Here is a 14,993-nt window from a genome sequence, read left to right as displayed (position 1 = left end):
GAGGCCTCCGTCTGCGCGAGCGGGGTGTGCGACAGGCACCATCTCGAGCCGGAGGAGGTCGCCCGCGTCATCTCCTTCCTGCGCACGGACGACGCCTTCGCCCTCCGTGGGCAGACGATCAATGGCGGCGGCGGCACGCCGTGCTGAGCACGCCGCCGCATCGGTGCGGCGCTACGCCACGTCCTCGCCCGCGAGCAGCGACCGCAGCGCCCGGTAGCGCGAGGTGATCGGCGCGCCCGCGGCACGACAGAGCCCGACGACCGCCGGGGCCACGGCATCCTCGATCTCCAGCGTCCGCACCTCGTGCCCGTCGTAGGTCTGGGATGTCGCGGGCCGCTGGAAGAGGATGGCGTACCCCTGGCCGAAGCCCACCATGCAGCGCACGGCCTCGAAGCTCGCCGAGGTGCGCCCGATCCGCGGCGCGATGCCGAGCGCCGCGAGCATGTTCTCGGTGTTGCGATGCGTCGGCGGGACGTCGAGGGCGATGAGCGTGTCGTCGGTCAGCTCGTGGAGCGAGACGGACGTGCGTGCGGCCAGGCGGTGATCCGCCGCCACGAGCACGTAGGGCCGATGCTCTCGCACGGCCTCGAAGGTGAGCGAGGCGGGGACGTCGAGGCTGTAGAGGACGCCCGCGTCGATGCGGCCCTGCAGGAGGGATTCCTGGATCTCGGCGGCCGTGCCCGTGCTCAGCTCGAGCGTCAACCCGGGGTGTGCGTGCCGGAAGCTCTCGGCGAAGCCCGGGACGACGAAGGGCGCGAGGGTGGTGAAGCAGCCAACGGCGAAGCGTCCGATGAGGGAGGAGCCGGTCGCGGACGCCTCGTCGGCCAGGCCTTCCGCGCTCGCCAGGATGGCCCGCGCCCGGGCGAGCAGCTGCGATCCCACGGCCGTGAGCGCGACGCCGCGGCCTTTGCGGCGGATGAGCAGCTGGACGCCGAGGTGGCGCTCCAGCTCGTCGATGGCCAGCGTCAGCGCCGAGGGCGTCACGTGCGTCTGCGCGGCGGCGGCGCTGAGCGAGCCCGCCGAGGCGACAGCGTCGAAGTACTGGAGCTGGCGCAGCGTGAAGTCCACATGGCATGTTAGCTCGGCTTATTTATTAGGAGAGAAAACTGAGCTTTCCTTCATGCATGTGAATGCCCACACTGGGGAGGCGGGCCGCTGCCCGCAGGCCACGTTCAAGGAGGAAACCGTGCCGAAGAATCTCGAAGAGGCGATCGCCGAGGCGGGCGGTCCGCACACGCTGCTGTGGGAGTCGCAGAGCCCTCCCGCCGTCGTGCCGCGCGTCGTGCCCGAGTTCACGAACTGGCGCGACGAGCAGCTGGCCTGGCGGCGCACCGCCGTGCTGTACGACCAGTCGCACCACATGGCCGACCTCAACATCAAGGGCCCGGACGCGCTCCGGCTGATCAGCGACCTCGCGATCAACAGCGTCGCCCGTTTCCCGGTCGACATGGCCAAGCAGTTCGTCGCGGTCAACCACGACGGCTACGTCATCGGCGACAACATCCTCTTCCACCTGGAGGAGGACGAGTACCAGGCCGTCGGCATCCCGCCGTCCATCAACTGGATGCACTACCACGCGGTCACCGGCGACTACGACGTCGAGGTGTGGCGGGACGACAACTCCCTCTACCGCGCGGGCGACCCGGTCGTCTACCGCTATCAGGTGCAGGGACCTGGCGCGATGGAGGTCATCCGCGCGGCGACCGGCGAGGAGCCGCCGCACCTGAAGTTCTTCCACATGACCCGCTTCACGATCGGCGGCAGGGAGGTGCGGGCGCTGCGCCACGGGATGGCGGGGGAGCCCGGCTTCGAGCTGTGGGGTCCGTGGGAGGACAACGATGCCGTGCACGGCGCTCTGCTGGCCGCCGGTGCCGAGTTCGGCCTCACGCAGGTGGGCGGACGCGCGTACCACACGAACGCGCTCGAGTCCGGATGGCTCCCGCGCCCGCTTCCGGCGATCTACACGGACGAGCGTCTCGCGCCCTACCGTCGCTGGCTCTCGGAGAACGCGTACGAGACGACGTCGCCGCTGGGGGGCTCGTTCTTCTCCGATGACATCGCGGACTACTACCTCACCCCCTACGACCTCGACTACGGCCGTCTCGTGGCGTTCGATCACGACTTCATCGGCCGCGAGGCGCTCGAGCGGATGGTCGCGGACGGCCGCTCCACCGCGCACAAGAAGGTGACGCTCGTGTGGAACGGCGAGGACACCGCCGCTGCGGCGGGCTCGAAGTACCTGCCCGGCAAGGGCGCGAAGCACTTCAACGAGCCCATGGCGCTCTACGACACGTTCCACTACGACCGGGTCGAGGTGGACGGCGCGCGGATCGGCGTCTCGACCTGGACCGGGTACTCCGCCAACGAGCGCTCGATGCTGTCGCTCGCGGTGGTGGACGCCGCCTCCGCGACGCCGGGAACCGAGGTCGTGGTCGTCTGGGGCGAGGACACCCCCTCGTCCAAGGCTCAGGTCGAGGACCACGTGCAGGTGCGGATCCGGGCGACCGTGCAGCCCGCGCCCCTCGCGGTCGAGGCGCGGACGGTCTACCGCGCCGACTGATCCGCGCGGGGCGGCGTCGTCGTGCGCCGTCGCGCCCCGCGGCGGTGCGGGAGCGGGGGACCGGCCGTGTCCCGGCCCCTCGCTCCCGGCGCTCCGCCGCCGTCGCCGGCCAGAGGTCGGTGAGGACGGGCGTTCGCGAGCGGTTGCGCGTGTACTCTTGTGCCGTGCTGAGGCAGCAGCGATTTCGGGACCCCCGGCCGGGTTATGGCCGCGGGGTCGTCGACGCGCGCCGATAGCGCACAGGTCTCCGCAGGTACGGCCGGGGGAAGTCCACCTTCTTCGTTGGCCTGCAACCGTTTGGGAGACCGCCCCGTGTCGTATCACGACTATCTGACCTCTGACCAGCTCTGCCGCGCGCTGAACATGCGCGACCTCACCGATCCCGAACAAGGCGAGCACGCGATCCAGGTGCTTCTGGACTCGGTGGTGACCACCTTGGAGACCGAGTGGGGCAGCACGGTCCGCTTCGTGCGGAACACGCCGATCGTGCCCGTGCGAGAGAACTACGATCGCCTCGGCTACGCCCCTGGCGACGTCACCAGGAATCGCCGGTACACCCGATACATCAGCCCGACGGTGATGTTGCGCAGCCACACCAGCGCCGAACTGCCCACCGCACTCGAAGACTATGCGGGACAAGCCGGCGTCGATGAGCTGATCGTGGCGCCCGGCCTCGTCTACCGCCGGGACGCGGTCGATCGCAGCCACGTGGGCGAGCCGCACCAGGTCGATCTGTGGCGCATCCGCAGCACCCCGGACACCGACGACACCGACATGCTCACGATGATCGGCCGGCTGGTCGAGGCGGTGCTTCCCGGCGCGGAATGGACCGTGACCGACGTCACGCACCCTTACACCGTCGGCGGCCGGCAGATCGACGTGCTGCACGACGGCGAGTGGCTCGAACTGGCCGAGTGCGGTCGCATCCACCCCGACGTGCTTCGCGGATCGGGTCTCGACCCGGAGAAGTGGTCGGGTCTGGCGCTCGGGATGGGCTTGGAACGGGCGCTGATGCTGCGCAAGGGCATCCCGGACATCCGCTACCTCCGCGCAGAGGACCAGCGCATCGCCTCCCAGATGCTCACCTTGGAGCCGTGGCAAGACATCTCGCCCTTGCCGGCGTCTCGGCGTGACGTCTCCGTCGTGCTGGCCGCCGATGAGGACGAGGAGACCCTGGGCGACCGTATCCGCACCGCGCTCGGCGACGACGCCGAGGTCATCGAGTCGGTTGAGGTGCTCAGCCGCACCGCGCACGAGGAACTTCCCGACGCCGCGCGCATCCGGCTCGGAACACAGGACGGACAGGTCAATCTCCTGCTGCGCATCGTCCTGCGACCGATCGACCGCACCCTCACCTCGGACCAAGCCAATGCGATCCGCAACGCGATCTACCGGGCGGTGCACGAAGGGCCGGTGATGGAACTGATCTGACTCCGACCCGAAGAGCGGATCATGTCCTCACCCGTCCCTGCCGACGCTGCGCTCTCACCCGAGGGGCGCCGCCGACTGATCGGACGCTGCCACCCGCGCGATCGCGCAGGTGGCAGCGGAGAGGCGCGTCTCCGGCGCCACCGCGTCCCAGCGGGTCAACCGCGCCAAGCGACACGGCGAGCTCGGCCCGAACATGCGTCGGCGACGTCGCGGCCTCATAGACTCAGCTGTGCACGTGAACGACGCGGATCGCGCTCCGGACGGCCTCCGACGGCCCGTGATCAGCGCCCGTCTTTCGACACCCTCGACATCGTGGCGACGGGTCTGTTCGCCGTCGAGGGCGCGGCAGCGGCGGCTCATGCGGGTCTCGACCTCCTGGGCGTGCTGGTCGTCGGCTTCCTCGTCGCCCTGGCCGGCGGCATCCTCCGTGACGTGCTGCTGGGCGACCTGCCGCCCGCGGCGTTCTCGTCGCGCATCCGGATCATCGTCGCCCTCGGCGCATCCCTGCTCACCTTCGGCGTCGTCGCGACGATCGATGACATCCCGACGCTCGCGCTCGCGACCGCGGACGCCGTGGGGCTCGCGCTGTTCGCCGTGGGCGGCGCCGAGAAGGCCGCCGCGCGCGGCGCCAACCTCTGGGTCGTCACGGCACTCGGCACGGTGACCGCCACGGGCGGCGGGCTGGTGCGGGATGTCGTCCTGGACCGGCTGCCCTTCGTGCTGACGCAGAGCGTCTACGGCACGGCGGCGCTCGCCGGCGCGCTCACCACGGGGATCCTCTTGCGCTGGACCCGCGCTCGCGGTCTGGCTCTGCTGGCCGGGTTCGCCGCGGCGTTCGCGCTGCGTACGCTCGCGATCGTGTTCGACTGGCACCTGCCCCGGCTCACGACCTGACCGCCGCCGTCGGGCATCGATGCCGGTCCTCGCCGCCGCCAGGCGATAGAGTCGCTGCTGCCCATGCCGCGTGCACAACCGTCGTTCACCGGACAGGAGCCCCCGATGACATGGTTCTTTCGGCTCGACGTCATCGACGGACCCCTTCCCCTGGCGGTCTGGGGCCTGACGGTCGTCGGTCTGATCGTGCTGCTCATCCGACGTCCGACCCCCGCGTGGCTGTGGCGCATCGTGATCGCGCTCGGCGTCGGGGTGGCCGTGGGCGTCGCTGCGGTGGCGTGGGCCAACACGACCAACGCGTTCGGTGTCACGCTGCCGCCGGTCTGCCGGTTCTGGATACCCGGCGGGCTCGCGGCGACGTTGATCGGGGCCGTGTCGCTCTGGGAACGCGGGGTCTGGCGCAAGGTCGTCGCCGGCGCGGTCGTGGTCCTGTCGCTGGTGTCGACGGCGTTGGGTGTCAACGCGGCGTTCGGGATCGACAGGACCGTGGGAGCGATCTTCGGCATCCCGACCCAGGAGCAGTTCGACGGCCTGCCGACTCCGGCGCCCACCGAGACCACGGATGGGCCGCTGTACCAGACGTGGACTCCGCCCGCGGACATGAAGGCGACGGGCGAGACGGCGTTGCTCAGCGGTGCGCAGGCGATCCCGTCCACGGGAGGATTCGCGCCCCGGAACGCCACGATCTACCTGCCCCCGGCGGCACGCACCGCGAACCCGCCGCGGCTCCCGCTCGTCGTCATGATGATGGGCTACCCCGGCAACCCCGACCCCTCGTTCGTCGCGAGCGCGCTCGATCGGCTGGCCGCCGCGAACAAGGGTCTCGCCCCGATCGTGATCGTCGCCGACCAGCTCGGCAACGAGAACCAGGATCCGGTGTGCGCGAACACGAAGAAGTACGGCGACGTCCCGACGTACGTCAACAAGGACATCCCCGACTACGCGACGGCGCGCCTGCCCGTGCTGCTCGACCACAAGTACTGGACGATCATGGGCTACTCGAACGGGGGCGCGTGCGCGTTCACGTGGGCGGCGCAGCATCCCGACATCTGGGGCAACGTCATCGCGATCTCCCCGGACGAGTACCCCGGCGTCGAGTGGGCCGACGAGGCCGTGAGGACGCTCTTCGACGGCGACGCGGCCGCGTTCGACGCGAACAAGCCCGCCGCGGGCCTCGCGGCGAACAAGGGGCGCTTCGCCGGTCACCTCGCGGTCTTCACCGTCGGTCAGAACGATCCCGGGTTCCGGCCCGGCGCCGAGGCGAACGCGGCACTGGCCACGGCAGCCGGGTTCGACACGACGTTCTCCGTCGTGCCCGGCGCCGATCATCTCGTCTCCGCCCTCGACGGGGGGATCCCCTTGGCGATGGAGCTGCTCTACCGACACCTCGGGCTCTCCGCCCCCTGACCGATCCGCGCACCTCCGCTACACAGGAAGCCCCGCATGACCGCATCCGAGACCGCCCCGTCGTCGCCCTCCGGGCCCGACGCCACCTCCGCGTCGGGCAGGAGCCGGGCGCTCGTGTCCGCCCTCCGCGCGCACCCTTTCAGCGTCGCGCTCGCGCTCGTCGTCCTCGGCACAGGGCTCGGCTTCGGAACGTTCTGGGGCGGATACCCGGAGCTCCTCGCGGCGAGCCCGCTCACCACGACGGTCGAGCGCGCATGGTGGACGCCGCTGACCGCGCTGCTCGTGCCCGACTCGCTCGTGGCCGGAGTCCTCGCGCTCGTGCTCGTGCTCACGGTCGGCGCCTACGCCGAGCGGCTGCTCGGCACCGTCCGCGCGGCGATCGCCTTCTTCGTCACCGGCATCGCAGGCATCCTGCTCGGTCTCGGCGCGGAGGCGCTGATGACGCTCTGGGGCACGGACTGGGCGCTCCTGAAGACCACGGACACGGTGCTGGACCCGACGGTCGGCCTGCTCGGCATGGTCATGACCGCCACGGCGTTCGCGCCCGCCCTGTGGCAGCGACGCATCCGGGTGATCGGCTTCACGCTGCTGGCGATGTTCGCGCTCTACGCGGGTGACCTCGACAGCGTCTACCGCCTCGCCGCCGCCCTCATCGGTCTCGTCGCCGGGACGGTCATCGCGCGCGGACGTCCCCGCGCCGCCTGGCACCGCAGCTCCTACCGCGAGGTGCGCACCCTCGTGGCCGCGATCGTGGCGGCCACCGGTCTCGGACCGATCATCGTGCTCATCGCGAACAGCTTCGACGCTCCGCTGGGCCTGGTCGTGGCCGGGTTCGTCTCGGATCCGGGCGCCGAGCTGCCGGCATCCTGCGCCGACGACTTCACGCGCGAGTGCGCCGACCAGGCCGCCGCGATCCTCACGGCCGGGCCGGGGCCCTTCCTGGTGAGCCTTGTGCCGTTCTTCCTCTCCGTGCTCGCCGCCGTGGGTCTTCGCACCGGACGGCGCGCCGCGTGGCTCCTCGCGATCGTCACCAAGACCGCGATCGCGGTCGGAACGGCGATCGCCCTGTCGCCCGGCGACCTCCTCGACCAGCAGACCCGAGACCTCCTGGGCCCCGAGTTCACCGTCGTCATCCTGCTCGCCGTGCTCGTGCCGATCGCCGTGCTCGTGCTGCTCGTCGTCACGCGACGCCGGTTCCGGGTGACCGCTCCCCATCGGGCCGCGCTCGTCTTCCTCGTCACGGTCGTCGGATCCTGGATCGTGCTCGCGGCCGTCCACATCGTGATCGGGCTCGTGGACGGCGAGAACCACCTCGGCGGAGCGCCCGGTGTCGGCGCGCTGCTCTCCGAGATCCTGCGCCCCTTCGTCCCGGCCGGCTTCCTCCCCGACGTGGTCGCGGAGGCGATCCCGATCGACGGGGCGGCGCTGTTCTCGTACCAGTGGGTGGGTGTGCTCTTCTGGGCGGTGTTCATCGTCGCCACGATCCGGCTCTACCGGGCCACGCGCGTCGACAGCGACGCAGCCGGCCAGGCCCGTTTCCGCGATCTGCTGAAGGCGGGCGGCGGCGGGACGCTGGGCTTCATGGGGACCTGGGCCGGCAACAGCCACTGGTTCACCGCCGACGGGCGGGGCGCGGTCGCGTATCGCGTCATCAACAAGGTCGCGCTGACGATGTCGGATCCGGTCTGCGCGGAGGGCGAGGAGCGGGCGACGATCGAGGGCTTCATCGCCTACTGCGAGTCGCAGGGCTGGTCGGCCTGCTTCTACAGCTTCCACGAGCGCTACCTGCCGATCTTCCAGTCCTTCGGGTGGCAGTGCATGTCGGTCGGCGAAGAGACCGTGCTCGACCTGCCGGGGCTGGAGCTCGCGGGCAAAGCCTGGCAGAAGGTCCGTCAGCCGCTGAACCGCGGCCAGCGCGAGGGCGTCACCACCCTCTGGTCGACCTGGGACGACCTGCCCGCGCACTACACGGCCGAGATCGAGGCGGTGAGCGAGGAGTGGGTCGCGAACAAGAAGCTCCCCGAGATGGGCTTCACGCTCGGCGGCATGGAGGAGCTGAAGGACCCGGATGTCGGGATCTTTCTCGCGATCAACAAGGACGGCGGCATCGAGGCCACGACCAGCTGGCTGCCCAGCTGGACCGACGGGCGGATCACCGGCTGGACGATCGACTTCATGCGCCGCAGCGACGGGGCCATGCCCGGCATCATGGAGTTCGTCATCGCCTCCGCCGCGCTGCACATGAAGGAGCAGGGCGCCCAGGTGCTGAGCCTGTCCGGGGCACCGCTGGCGACCAAGCCGGGGGAGGAGACGGGTGAGCCGACGATCATGACCCGGCTGCTCGGCTGGCTCGGCGAGATGCTGGAGCCCGCCTACGGCTTCACGTCATTGTTCCGCTTCAAGAGCAAGTTCAACCCGCGCTACGAGACCATCTACATGGCGTATGCCGATCCCGCGCAGCTCGCGGCCATCGGCATGGCCATCGGCGAGGCCTACCTCCCGCACGCCACGCCGAAGGAGTACCTGGCTCTCGTGCAGACCATCACCAGCCGCGGGAGCGATCGCTGAGGCCCGCCGCGGCAGCGCCGGGCGACGGGATGACGGCTACGCCGGCCTGCCGGCGTCGTTCTGTGGAGGGGCTGACGGGAATCGAACCCGCGCTGTCTGCTTGGGAAGCAGAAGTTCTGCCATTGAACTACAGCCCCGTGCGCCAGTGCGCCCCCTCATCATAGCCGCACGCGGCGGATGCCTACGGCTTCAGCCCCTCGAAGTCGCCCTCGCGGAACTCGGTCTCGATCCGTGCGCCCGCCTGTGCGATCTCGCGCTCGCGCAGCTCGACGCGCCGGATCTTGCCCGAGATGGTCTTGGGCAGCTCGAAGAACTCGACCCGCCGCACCCGCATGTACGGCGGCATGTGCTCACGGGCGTGGGCGAGGATCGAGCGGGCGGTCTCGGCATTCGCGGATGCCGTGGCGCTCAGCTGCACGTAGGCCTTCACGACGTTGAGGCGCACCTCGTCGGGGGCGCCCACCACGCCCGCCTCGGCGACGGCGGGGTGCGTCAGCAGGATCGACTCGACCTCGAAGGGCGACACCTTGAAGTCGCTCGCCTTGAACACGTCGTCGGTGCGCCCGACGAAGGTGAGGAAGCCGTCGGCGTCGCGGGAGGCGACATCGCCCGTGTGGAAGTACCCGTCGTGCTCGACCTTCGCGGTGCGGTCGGGCTCGCCGACGTATCCCGGCGTGAGGTTCAGCGGGCGCACGGGCGTCGTCGGCAGGCAGATCTCGCCCTCGTCGGCCTCGAGGCCCGTGATCGGGTCGATCAGCGCGACCTCGTTGCCCGGGAGCGCGCGGCCCATCGACCCGGGCTTGAGCGCGATCCCGGGGGTGTTGCCGATCACCGCCGTCAGCTCGGTCTGACCGTAGCCGTCGCGGATCTGGATGCCCCACCACCGCTCGATCGTCGCGATGACCTCGGGGTTCAGCGGCTCGCCTGCCGACAGCAGTTCGCGCAGCGCCCGCGGCCGGTCCTCGAGCGAGGCCTGGATCAGCATCCGCCACACGGTCGGCGGGGCGCAGAAGGTGTTGACGCCTGCCCGGTCGAGGGCGGCCGTGAGCGCCACCGGGTCGAAGCGTCGATAGTTGTAGACGAACACCGTGGCCTCGGCGATCCACGGCGCGAAGAAGAGGCTCCAGGCGTGCTTGCCCCAGCCGGGCGCGCTGATGGTCATGTGCACGTCGCCCGGGCGCACACCGATCCAGTACATGGTCGAGAGATGACCGACCGGGTAGGTCACGTGGGTGTGCTCCACCATCTTGGGGCGGGATGTCGTCCCCGACGTGAAGTAGATGATCGCCGCATCCGTCGAGTCCACCTCGACCCCCGGTGCGGCGTCGCTCGCCTCCGCGGCCTCCTCGAACCAGCGCCAGCCCTCGCGCGGCGAGCCGACGACGACGCGGACGAGCTCGAACGGGAGATCGTCGAACTTGGCGGCATCCACCGGATCGGCGATCACGGCGCGGATCCCGGCGCGCTCGATGCGCTCGGCGAGGTCGTCGGGTCCGAGCACGACCGAGGTCGGCAGCATGACCGCCCCGACCTTCATGATCGCGAGCATCGCCTCCCACAGCTCCATGCGGTTGTCGAGCATGAGCATGACCCGGTCGCCGCGGCCGACGCCCTGCGCCCGCAGCCAGTTCGCGACACGGTTGGAGCGCCGTCGCAGCTCGTCGAAGGTGGCCGAGCGCTCCGAGCCGTCCTCCTCGGCGATGCGCAGCGCGACCCGGTCATTGCCCTGGGCGATGCCGTCGAACCAGTCGACGGCCCAGTTGAAGTGGTCGCCGACGTCGGGCCAGGCGAACGCGGTGCGCGCGGCGTCGAGGTCGCGGGCGTTGTCGAGGAGCAGGTCTCGGGCGGCGCGGAAGGCGAGCCCGGCGGGGGAGAGCGACATAGCTGTTCACGTTCTGCGCCGCGGTTCCGCCGCGCGTCGCCGCCAGTCTACGAGGGCGGCCGGCCGCATCCTCGGCATCCCCGGCCACTAGGCTGGGCGCGTGCTGCTCTCCGACCGTGATATCAGGCAGGAACTCTCCGCTGGCCGCATCGGCCTCACGCCGTCCGAAGACGCCATGATCCAGCCCTCGAGCGTCGACGTGCGTCTCGATCGCTACTTCCGCCTGTTCGACAACCACAAGTACCCCTTCATCGACCCCGCGGTCGACCAGCCCGAGCTGACCCGCCTCATCGAGGTCGCCCCCGAGGAGCCCTTCGTGCTCCACCCCGGCGAGTTCGCGCTGGGCTCGACGTTCGAGCAGGTGACGCTGCCCGACGACGTCGCCGCGCGGCTCGAGGGCAAATCCTCCCTCGGTCGTCTCGGCCTGCTCACCCACTCCACCGCCGGGTTCATCGACCCCGGGTTCTCCGGCCACGTGACCCTCGAGCTCTCCAACGTCGCGACGCTCCCGATCACGCTCTGGCCCGGCATGAAGATCGGCCAGCTGTGCTTCTTCCGCCTGAGCTCGCCGGCCGAGCACCCCTATGGCTCCGGGCCCTACGGCAACCGGTACCAGGGCCAGCGGGGTCCGACCGCCTCCCGTTCCTTCCAGAACTTCCACCGCACGGATGTCGGCACGACGGACGCGGGGGCGCCCGGCGCCTGAGGGCGGGGCGAACCCCAGGGCCCGCGAGCCGCCCGACCCCCCGCCGCTGAGAGGGCCCATGAGCGCAGACGACGTCATCGAGAGGTCCCGTGTGCTCACGAGCGCCCCCGCGGCGCTGCGGTCGGTCGTCGAGCTGGCCTCCTTCGTGGCCGACGTCCCCATGGCCACGATCAACATCGTGACGAGCGATGCGCAGCACAACGTCGCCGCGGTGGGCTTCGACGCCGTGATCTGCCGGCGGGAGGACTCGATGTGCGCCGTGACCGTGCAGACGGGCACACCGATCCTCGTGTCCGACGCCTTCGCCGACGAGCGGTTCCGCGACAACCCCTTCGTGACCGGCGAGCTCGGCGCCGTGCGCTTCTACGCGAGCTTCCCCCTCGAGCTCGAGGGCGAGCGGATCGGCACGCTCTGCGTGTTCGACACGAAGCCGCGTGAGCTCGATCCGCACCGCAGCGCGCTGCTCGCTGTCCTCGCGGACCGGATCGTCGACATCCTCGAGCTCGAGCGGCAGACCCAGCACCTCGAGCAGGCGCTGCGGCGCACGGAGGAGCTGCGCGACGAGCTGCGCCGCTCGAACAGTCAGCTCTCGGCGTTCGCGGGGCAGATCAGTCACGATCTCTCCTCGCCCTTGACCTCGGTCACGCTCGCGCTCGAGCTCCTGCACGAGAGCCTGGCCGACGCCCCGGGCGCGCCGCCCTCCTTCGAGAGCTGGGTGGAGACGGGCCTGCGCGGCGCGGGTCGCATGGAGGCGATGATCCGCGACATCCTCGCCTACGCCCGGTTGGGCGGTGAGCTGCGGCGCGTGCGCGTCGACCTGGGCGAGGTGGCGCAGGCGGCCCGGTTCGACGTGGGCGTGTTCGACGGCGATCCGCGCATCGAGGCGGGTCCGCTGCCGGTCGTCCTGGCGGATGCGAGCCAGCTCCGCGCCGTGTTCCAGAATCTGTTCGCCAACGCGTTGAAGTTCAGCGGCGACGACCCGCGTGTGGAGGTCTCGTCCGAGCGCGAGGGCGAGTTCTGGCGCGTCGAGGTCGCCGATCGCGGAAGCGGCATCGACCCGGCCGACGCGGTTCGCGTGTTCGAGCCCCTCGTGCGGGCGAGGACGGATGTCGAGGGGAGCGGCATCGGGCTCTCGACCTGCCGCCGCATCGTGCAGGCCCACGGCGGCTCGATCGGGCTCCGGCCGCGCGAGGGCGGCGGCGCGGTCGCCTGGTTCCGCCTGCCCGCCGCGCTCGAGTAGTCCGGGGGTCGGCTCCGCGGGCGCGGGGGTAGCATCGTCGCGCAGAGGTTCCCGCGGTGGTGCGGGACGGCGACGCGAGGGAGCGGAGGCGACGACGATGGGCGGGGACCGGGCCTACCAGCACTTCTCGACGCGCGGCTTCGCCTCCGTCGAGCGCCGAGAGCTCTGGGAGCATCACAACGCGCGCGCCCTCCTCCCGCTCGGGGTCCGCTCGATCGACGGCGCCGTGCTCGAGGCGAGCGAGGACAACGTGCGTCTGACGAACCTGACGTTCGCTCGTGTCCACGCGAGCCCCCACGTCGTCGAGCGCACGGCGAACCACATCGCCCAGAGCACGGTCGACGGCGTCGCGCTGTTCTTCTCGCTGGCCGGCGACGCGTTCTTCTACCACCAGGACGGTGTGCACCTGCAACGTCCCGGCACCCTGCTGGTGTGCGACGTCTCGCAGCCGTTCCTGCGCGGCTTCGCGCACGGCCTGCAGGAGTTCGTGCTGACCGTGCCGCGACGCGTCTTCGAGGACGTCACGGAGTCGTCGCTGCCGCGCGAGCCCCTCGTGCGATCGTTCGCGGACGTTCCCGGCGGCGACACCCACGCGGCGGCCCTCGCCCGGCTGGTGCGGCGCACGCTGGCCGAGCCGACGGCCGACTCGCTCGCCGCGACGGAGGACAGCGCGCTCGAGCTGCTGCGCATGATGCTCGCGCCCGCGGGCGGAGCGGGCGCGCACCGCGCGGGCGCCATCGCGTGGATCCGCCGCAACCTGGGAGACCCGTCGATCTCGGTCACGGTCGTCGCGGACGCCGTCGGCGTCTCCGAGCGGACGCTCGCGCGCGCGTTCGCCGCGAGCGGAGGCACGGTGGCCCGCACGATCCTCGACCTGCGGCTCGAGCGCGCCCACCGCATCCTCTCGCGTCCCGGCTCGCCCGCCGTGCAGGAGGTGGCGGTCGCCTGCGGCTTCGTCTCGGCCAGCCACTTCTCGCGCGTGTTCCGCGAGCGCTTCGGGCAGCCGCCCGCGGCGGTCGCGGCATCCGCCGCGCACTCCGCGCCACGGATGCCGGATCCCGCCATCCGCTGACCGGATCCGGACAGGGCGTGGTCGGGCCCGCGGATTCGGCGCATCCTCGGAGGGGGACCACGAAGCGGTGGTCACGGACTTTCCCGTGAGGACGACCAATGGCGGCATTCGACGATGGAATCGCGGCGACCGAGCTCGGCGTGGACGGCGCGGTCGAGACGGACGTGCTGGTGGTGGGCTCCGGACCGAGCGGCGCATCCATGTCGCTCGCGCTCTCGACCTACGGCATCCCGAACGTCGCCGTGACGAAGTACCGCTGGGACGGCCAACACGCCCCGCGCGCACATCACGAACCAGCGCGCCATGGAGTTCTTCCGCGACATGGGCGTGCTCGCCGACGTCGAGAGGGAGGCGACCCCGCACGCGCTGATCGGCGACACCGTGTTCTGCTCCTCGCTGGCCGGGGAGGAGTTCGGCCGCATCCTCGCGTGGGGCACGAGCCCGCGCCGACACGCGGACTACGAGGCGGCGTCCCCCGTGCTCAACGCGGACATGCCGCAGCACCTGCTCGAGCCCATCCTGGTCAAGCACGCCGCGGCTCGGGGCAGCCAGGTCCGCTTCTCGTCCGAGTACCTGCGCCACGAGCAGGATGCGACCGGGGTCACCACCACGGTGCTCGACCGACTCACGGGAACCGAGTACACCGTGCGGTCGCGATACCTGTACGGGGCCGACGGCGCCCGCTCGAAGGTCGCCGCGGACGCGGGCCTCTCGTTCGAGGGCCGCATGGACATCGCCGGCTCCATGAACATCACCTTCACGGCGGATCTGGAAGCCCTCGTGGGCCACCGTCCCTCGGTGCTCTACTGGGTCGTCAAGCCCGGCGCGAACGTGGGCGGCATCGGAGCCGGCCTCGTGCGGATGGTGCGGCCCTGGAACGAGTGGCTGATCGTCTGGGGCTACGACATCTCCCAGCCGCCGCCCGCGATCGACGCCGCCGCGGCGAAGGAGATCGTCTTCGATCTGCTGGGCACCCGCGACATCGACGTCCGGATCACCGGCACGAGCCTGTGGGGCAACAACGAGATGTACGCGACGACCGTCTCGAACGGGCGGGTGTTCTGCGGCGGGGACGCGATCCACCGTCACCCGCCGTCCAACGGTCTCGGCTCGAACACGTCCATCCAGGACTCGTACAACCTCGCCTGGAAGCTCGCCGCCGTTCTGCGCGGCGATGCCGGCCCGGCACTGCTCGACAGCTACCAGGCCGAGCGCGCCCCGGTCGCGAAGCAG

11 protein-coding genes, 1 tRNA gene and 1 pseudogene are annotated in these 14,993 nt (G+C 70.9%); 10 read left to right on the top strand and 3 right to left on the bottom strand.

Going from position 1 to position 14,993, the window contains the following annotated elements:
• Window positions 1-24: 24 nt before the first annotated feature.
• Window positions 25-147, top strand: coding sequence for a hypothetical protein (locus QE381_RS09740; protein ID WP_307217699.1), 123 nt, complete (start codon window positions 25-27; stop codon window positions 145-147).
• Window positions 148-171: 24 nt separating this feature from the next.
• Here QE381_RS09740 and QE381_RS09735 read toward each other — a convergent pair whose 3' ends face one another.
• Complete coding sequence (locus QE381_RS09735; RefSeq protein WP_307217697.1) at window positions 172-1,068, bottom strand: LysR substrate-binding domain-containing protein; 897 nt, start codon at window positions 1,066-1,068, stop codon at window positions 172-174.
• 118 nt (window positions 1,069-1,186) lie between these two features.
• Here QE381_RS09735 and QE381_RS09730 point away from each other — a divergent pair, with 118 nt between their 5' ends.
• The 5 genes from QE381_RS09730 to QE381_RS09710 all read left to right on the top strand — a co-directional run bounded on the left by QE381_RS09730 (window position 1,187) and on the right by QE381_RS09710 (window position 8,860).
• A complete protein-coding gene (locus tag QE381_RS09730; protein ID WP_307217696.1) occupies window positions 1,187-2,560 on the top strand; it encodes an aminomethyl transferase family protein in 1,374 nt (457 codons plus the stop codon).
• Window positions 2,561-2,923: 363 nt separating this feature from the next.
• The gene (locus QE381_RS09725) at window positions 2,924-3,991 is read left to right on the top strand and encodes a hypothetical protein (protein WP_307217694.1); all 1,068 of its coding nucleotides are present in this window, start codon (window positions 2,924-2,926) and stop codon (window positions 3,989-3,991) included.
• A gap of 312 nt (window positions 3,992-4,303) precedes the next feature.
• Window positions 4,304-4,885: a trimeric intracellular cation channel family protein gene (locus tag QE381_RS09720; RefSeq protein ID WP_307217692.1), complete on the top strand. Its 582-nt coding sequence runs from the start codon at window positions 4,304-4,306 to the stop codon at window positions 4,883-4,885.
• A 105-nt stretch (window positions 4,886-4,990) separates the two neighbouring features.
• The gene (locus QE381_RS09715) at window positions 4,991-6,292 is read left to right on the top strand and encodes an esterase family protein (RefSeq protein WP_307217691.1); all 1,302 of its coding nucleotides are present in this window, start codon (window positions 4,991-4,993) and stop codon (window positions 6,290-6,292) included.
• Window positions 6,293-6,328: 36 nt separating this feature from the next.
• Window positions 6,329-8,860, top strand: coding sequence for a bifunctional lysylphosphatidylglycerol flippase/synthetase MprF (locus QE381_RS09710; protein ID WP_307217689.1), 2,532 nt, complete (start codon window positions 6,329-6,331; stop codon window positions 8,858-8,860).
• A 63-nt stretch (window positions 8,861-8,923) separates the two neighbouring features.
• On the opposite strand, the gene QE381_RS09705 is transcribed toward QE381_RS09710, so the two are convergent.
• Window positions 8,924-8,997, bottom strand: a tRNA-Gly gene (locus QE381_RS09705).
• 44 nt (window positions 8,998-9,041) lie between these two features.
• Window positions 9,042-10,742: an AMP-binding protein gene (locus QE381_RS09700; protein ID WP_307217687.1), complete on the bottom strand. Its 1,701-nt coding sequence runs from the start codon at window positions 10,740-10,742 to the stop codon at window positions 9,042-9,044.
• A gap of 100 nt (window positions 10,743-10,842) precedes the next feature.
• On the opposite strand from QE381_RS09700, the gene dcd reads away from it, so the two are divergent.
• From dcd to QE381_RS17880, 4 genes and pseudogenes are all read left to right on the top strand, one after another.
• Complete coding sequence (gene dcd / locus QE381_RS09695; protein WP_307217686.1) at window positions 10,843-11,448, top strand: dCTP deaminase; 606 nt, start codon at window positions 10,843-10,845, stop codon at window positions 11,446-11,448.
• Between the two features lie 58 nt (window positions 11,449-11,506).
• Complete coding sequence (locus QE381_RS09690; protein ID WP_307217685.1) at window positions 11,507-12,688, top strand: ATP-binding protein; 1,182 nt, start codon at window positions 11,507-11,509, stop codon at window positions 12,686-12,688.
• A 97-nt stretch (window positions 12,689-12,785) separates the two neighbouring features.
• Entirely contained in the window at window positions 12,786-13,760 is a 975-nt protein-coding gene (locus tag QE381_RS09685) for an AraC family transcriptional regulator (RefSeq protein WP_307217684.1), read from the top strand.
• Between the two features lie 98 nt (window positions 13,761-13,858).
• Window positions 13,859-14,945 (top strand): annotated as a pseudogene (locus QE381_RS17880) (FAD-dependent monooxygenase); the annotation flags it as partial.
• Window positions 14,946-14,993: the final 48 nt, after the last annotated feature.

The organism is Microbacterium sp. SORGH_AS_0888 (genome assembly GCF_030818905.1).
Taxonomy (GTDB): domain Bacteria; phylum Actinomycetota; class Actinomycetes; order Actinomycetales; family Microbacteriaceae; genus Microbacterium.
The sequence above is the reverse complement of the archived record's forward strand: the minus strand, read 5'-3'. Positions and strand labels throughout refer to the sequence as shown.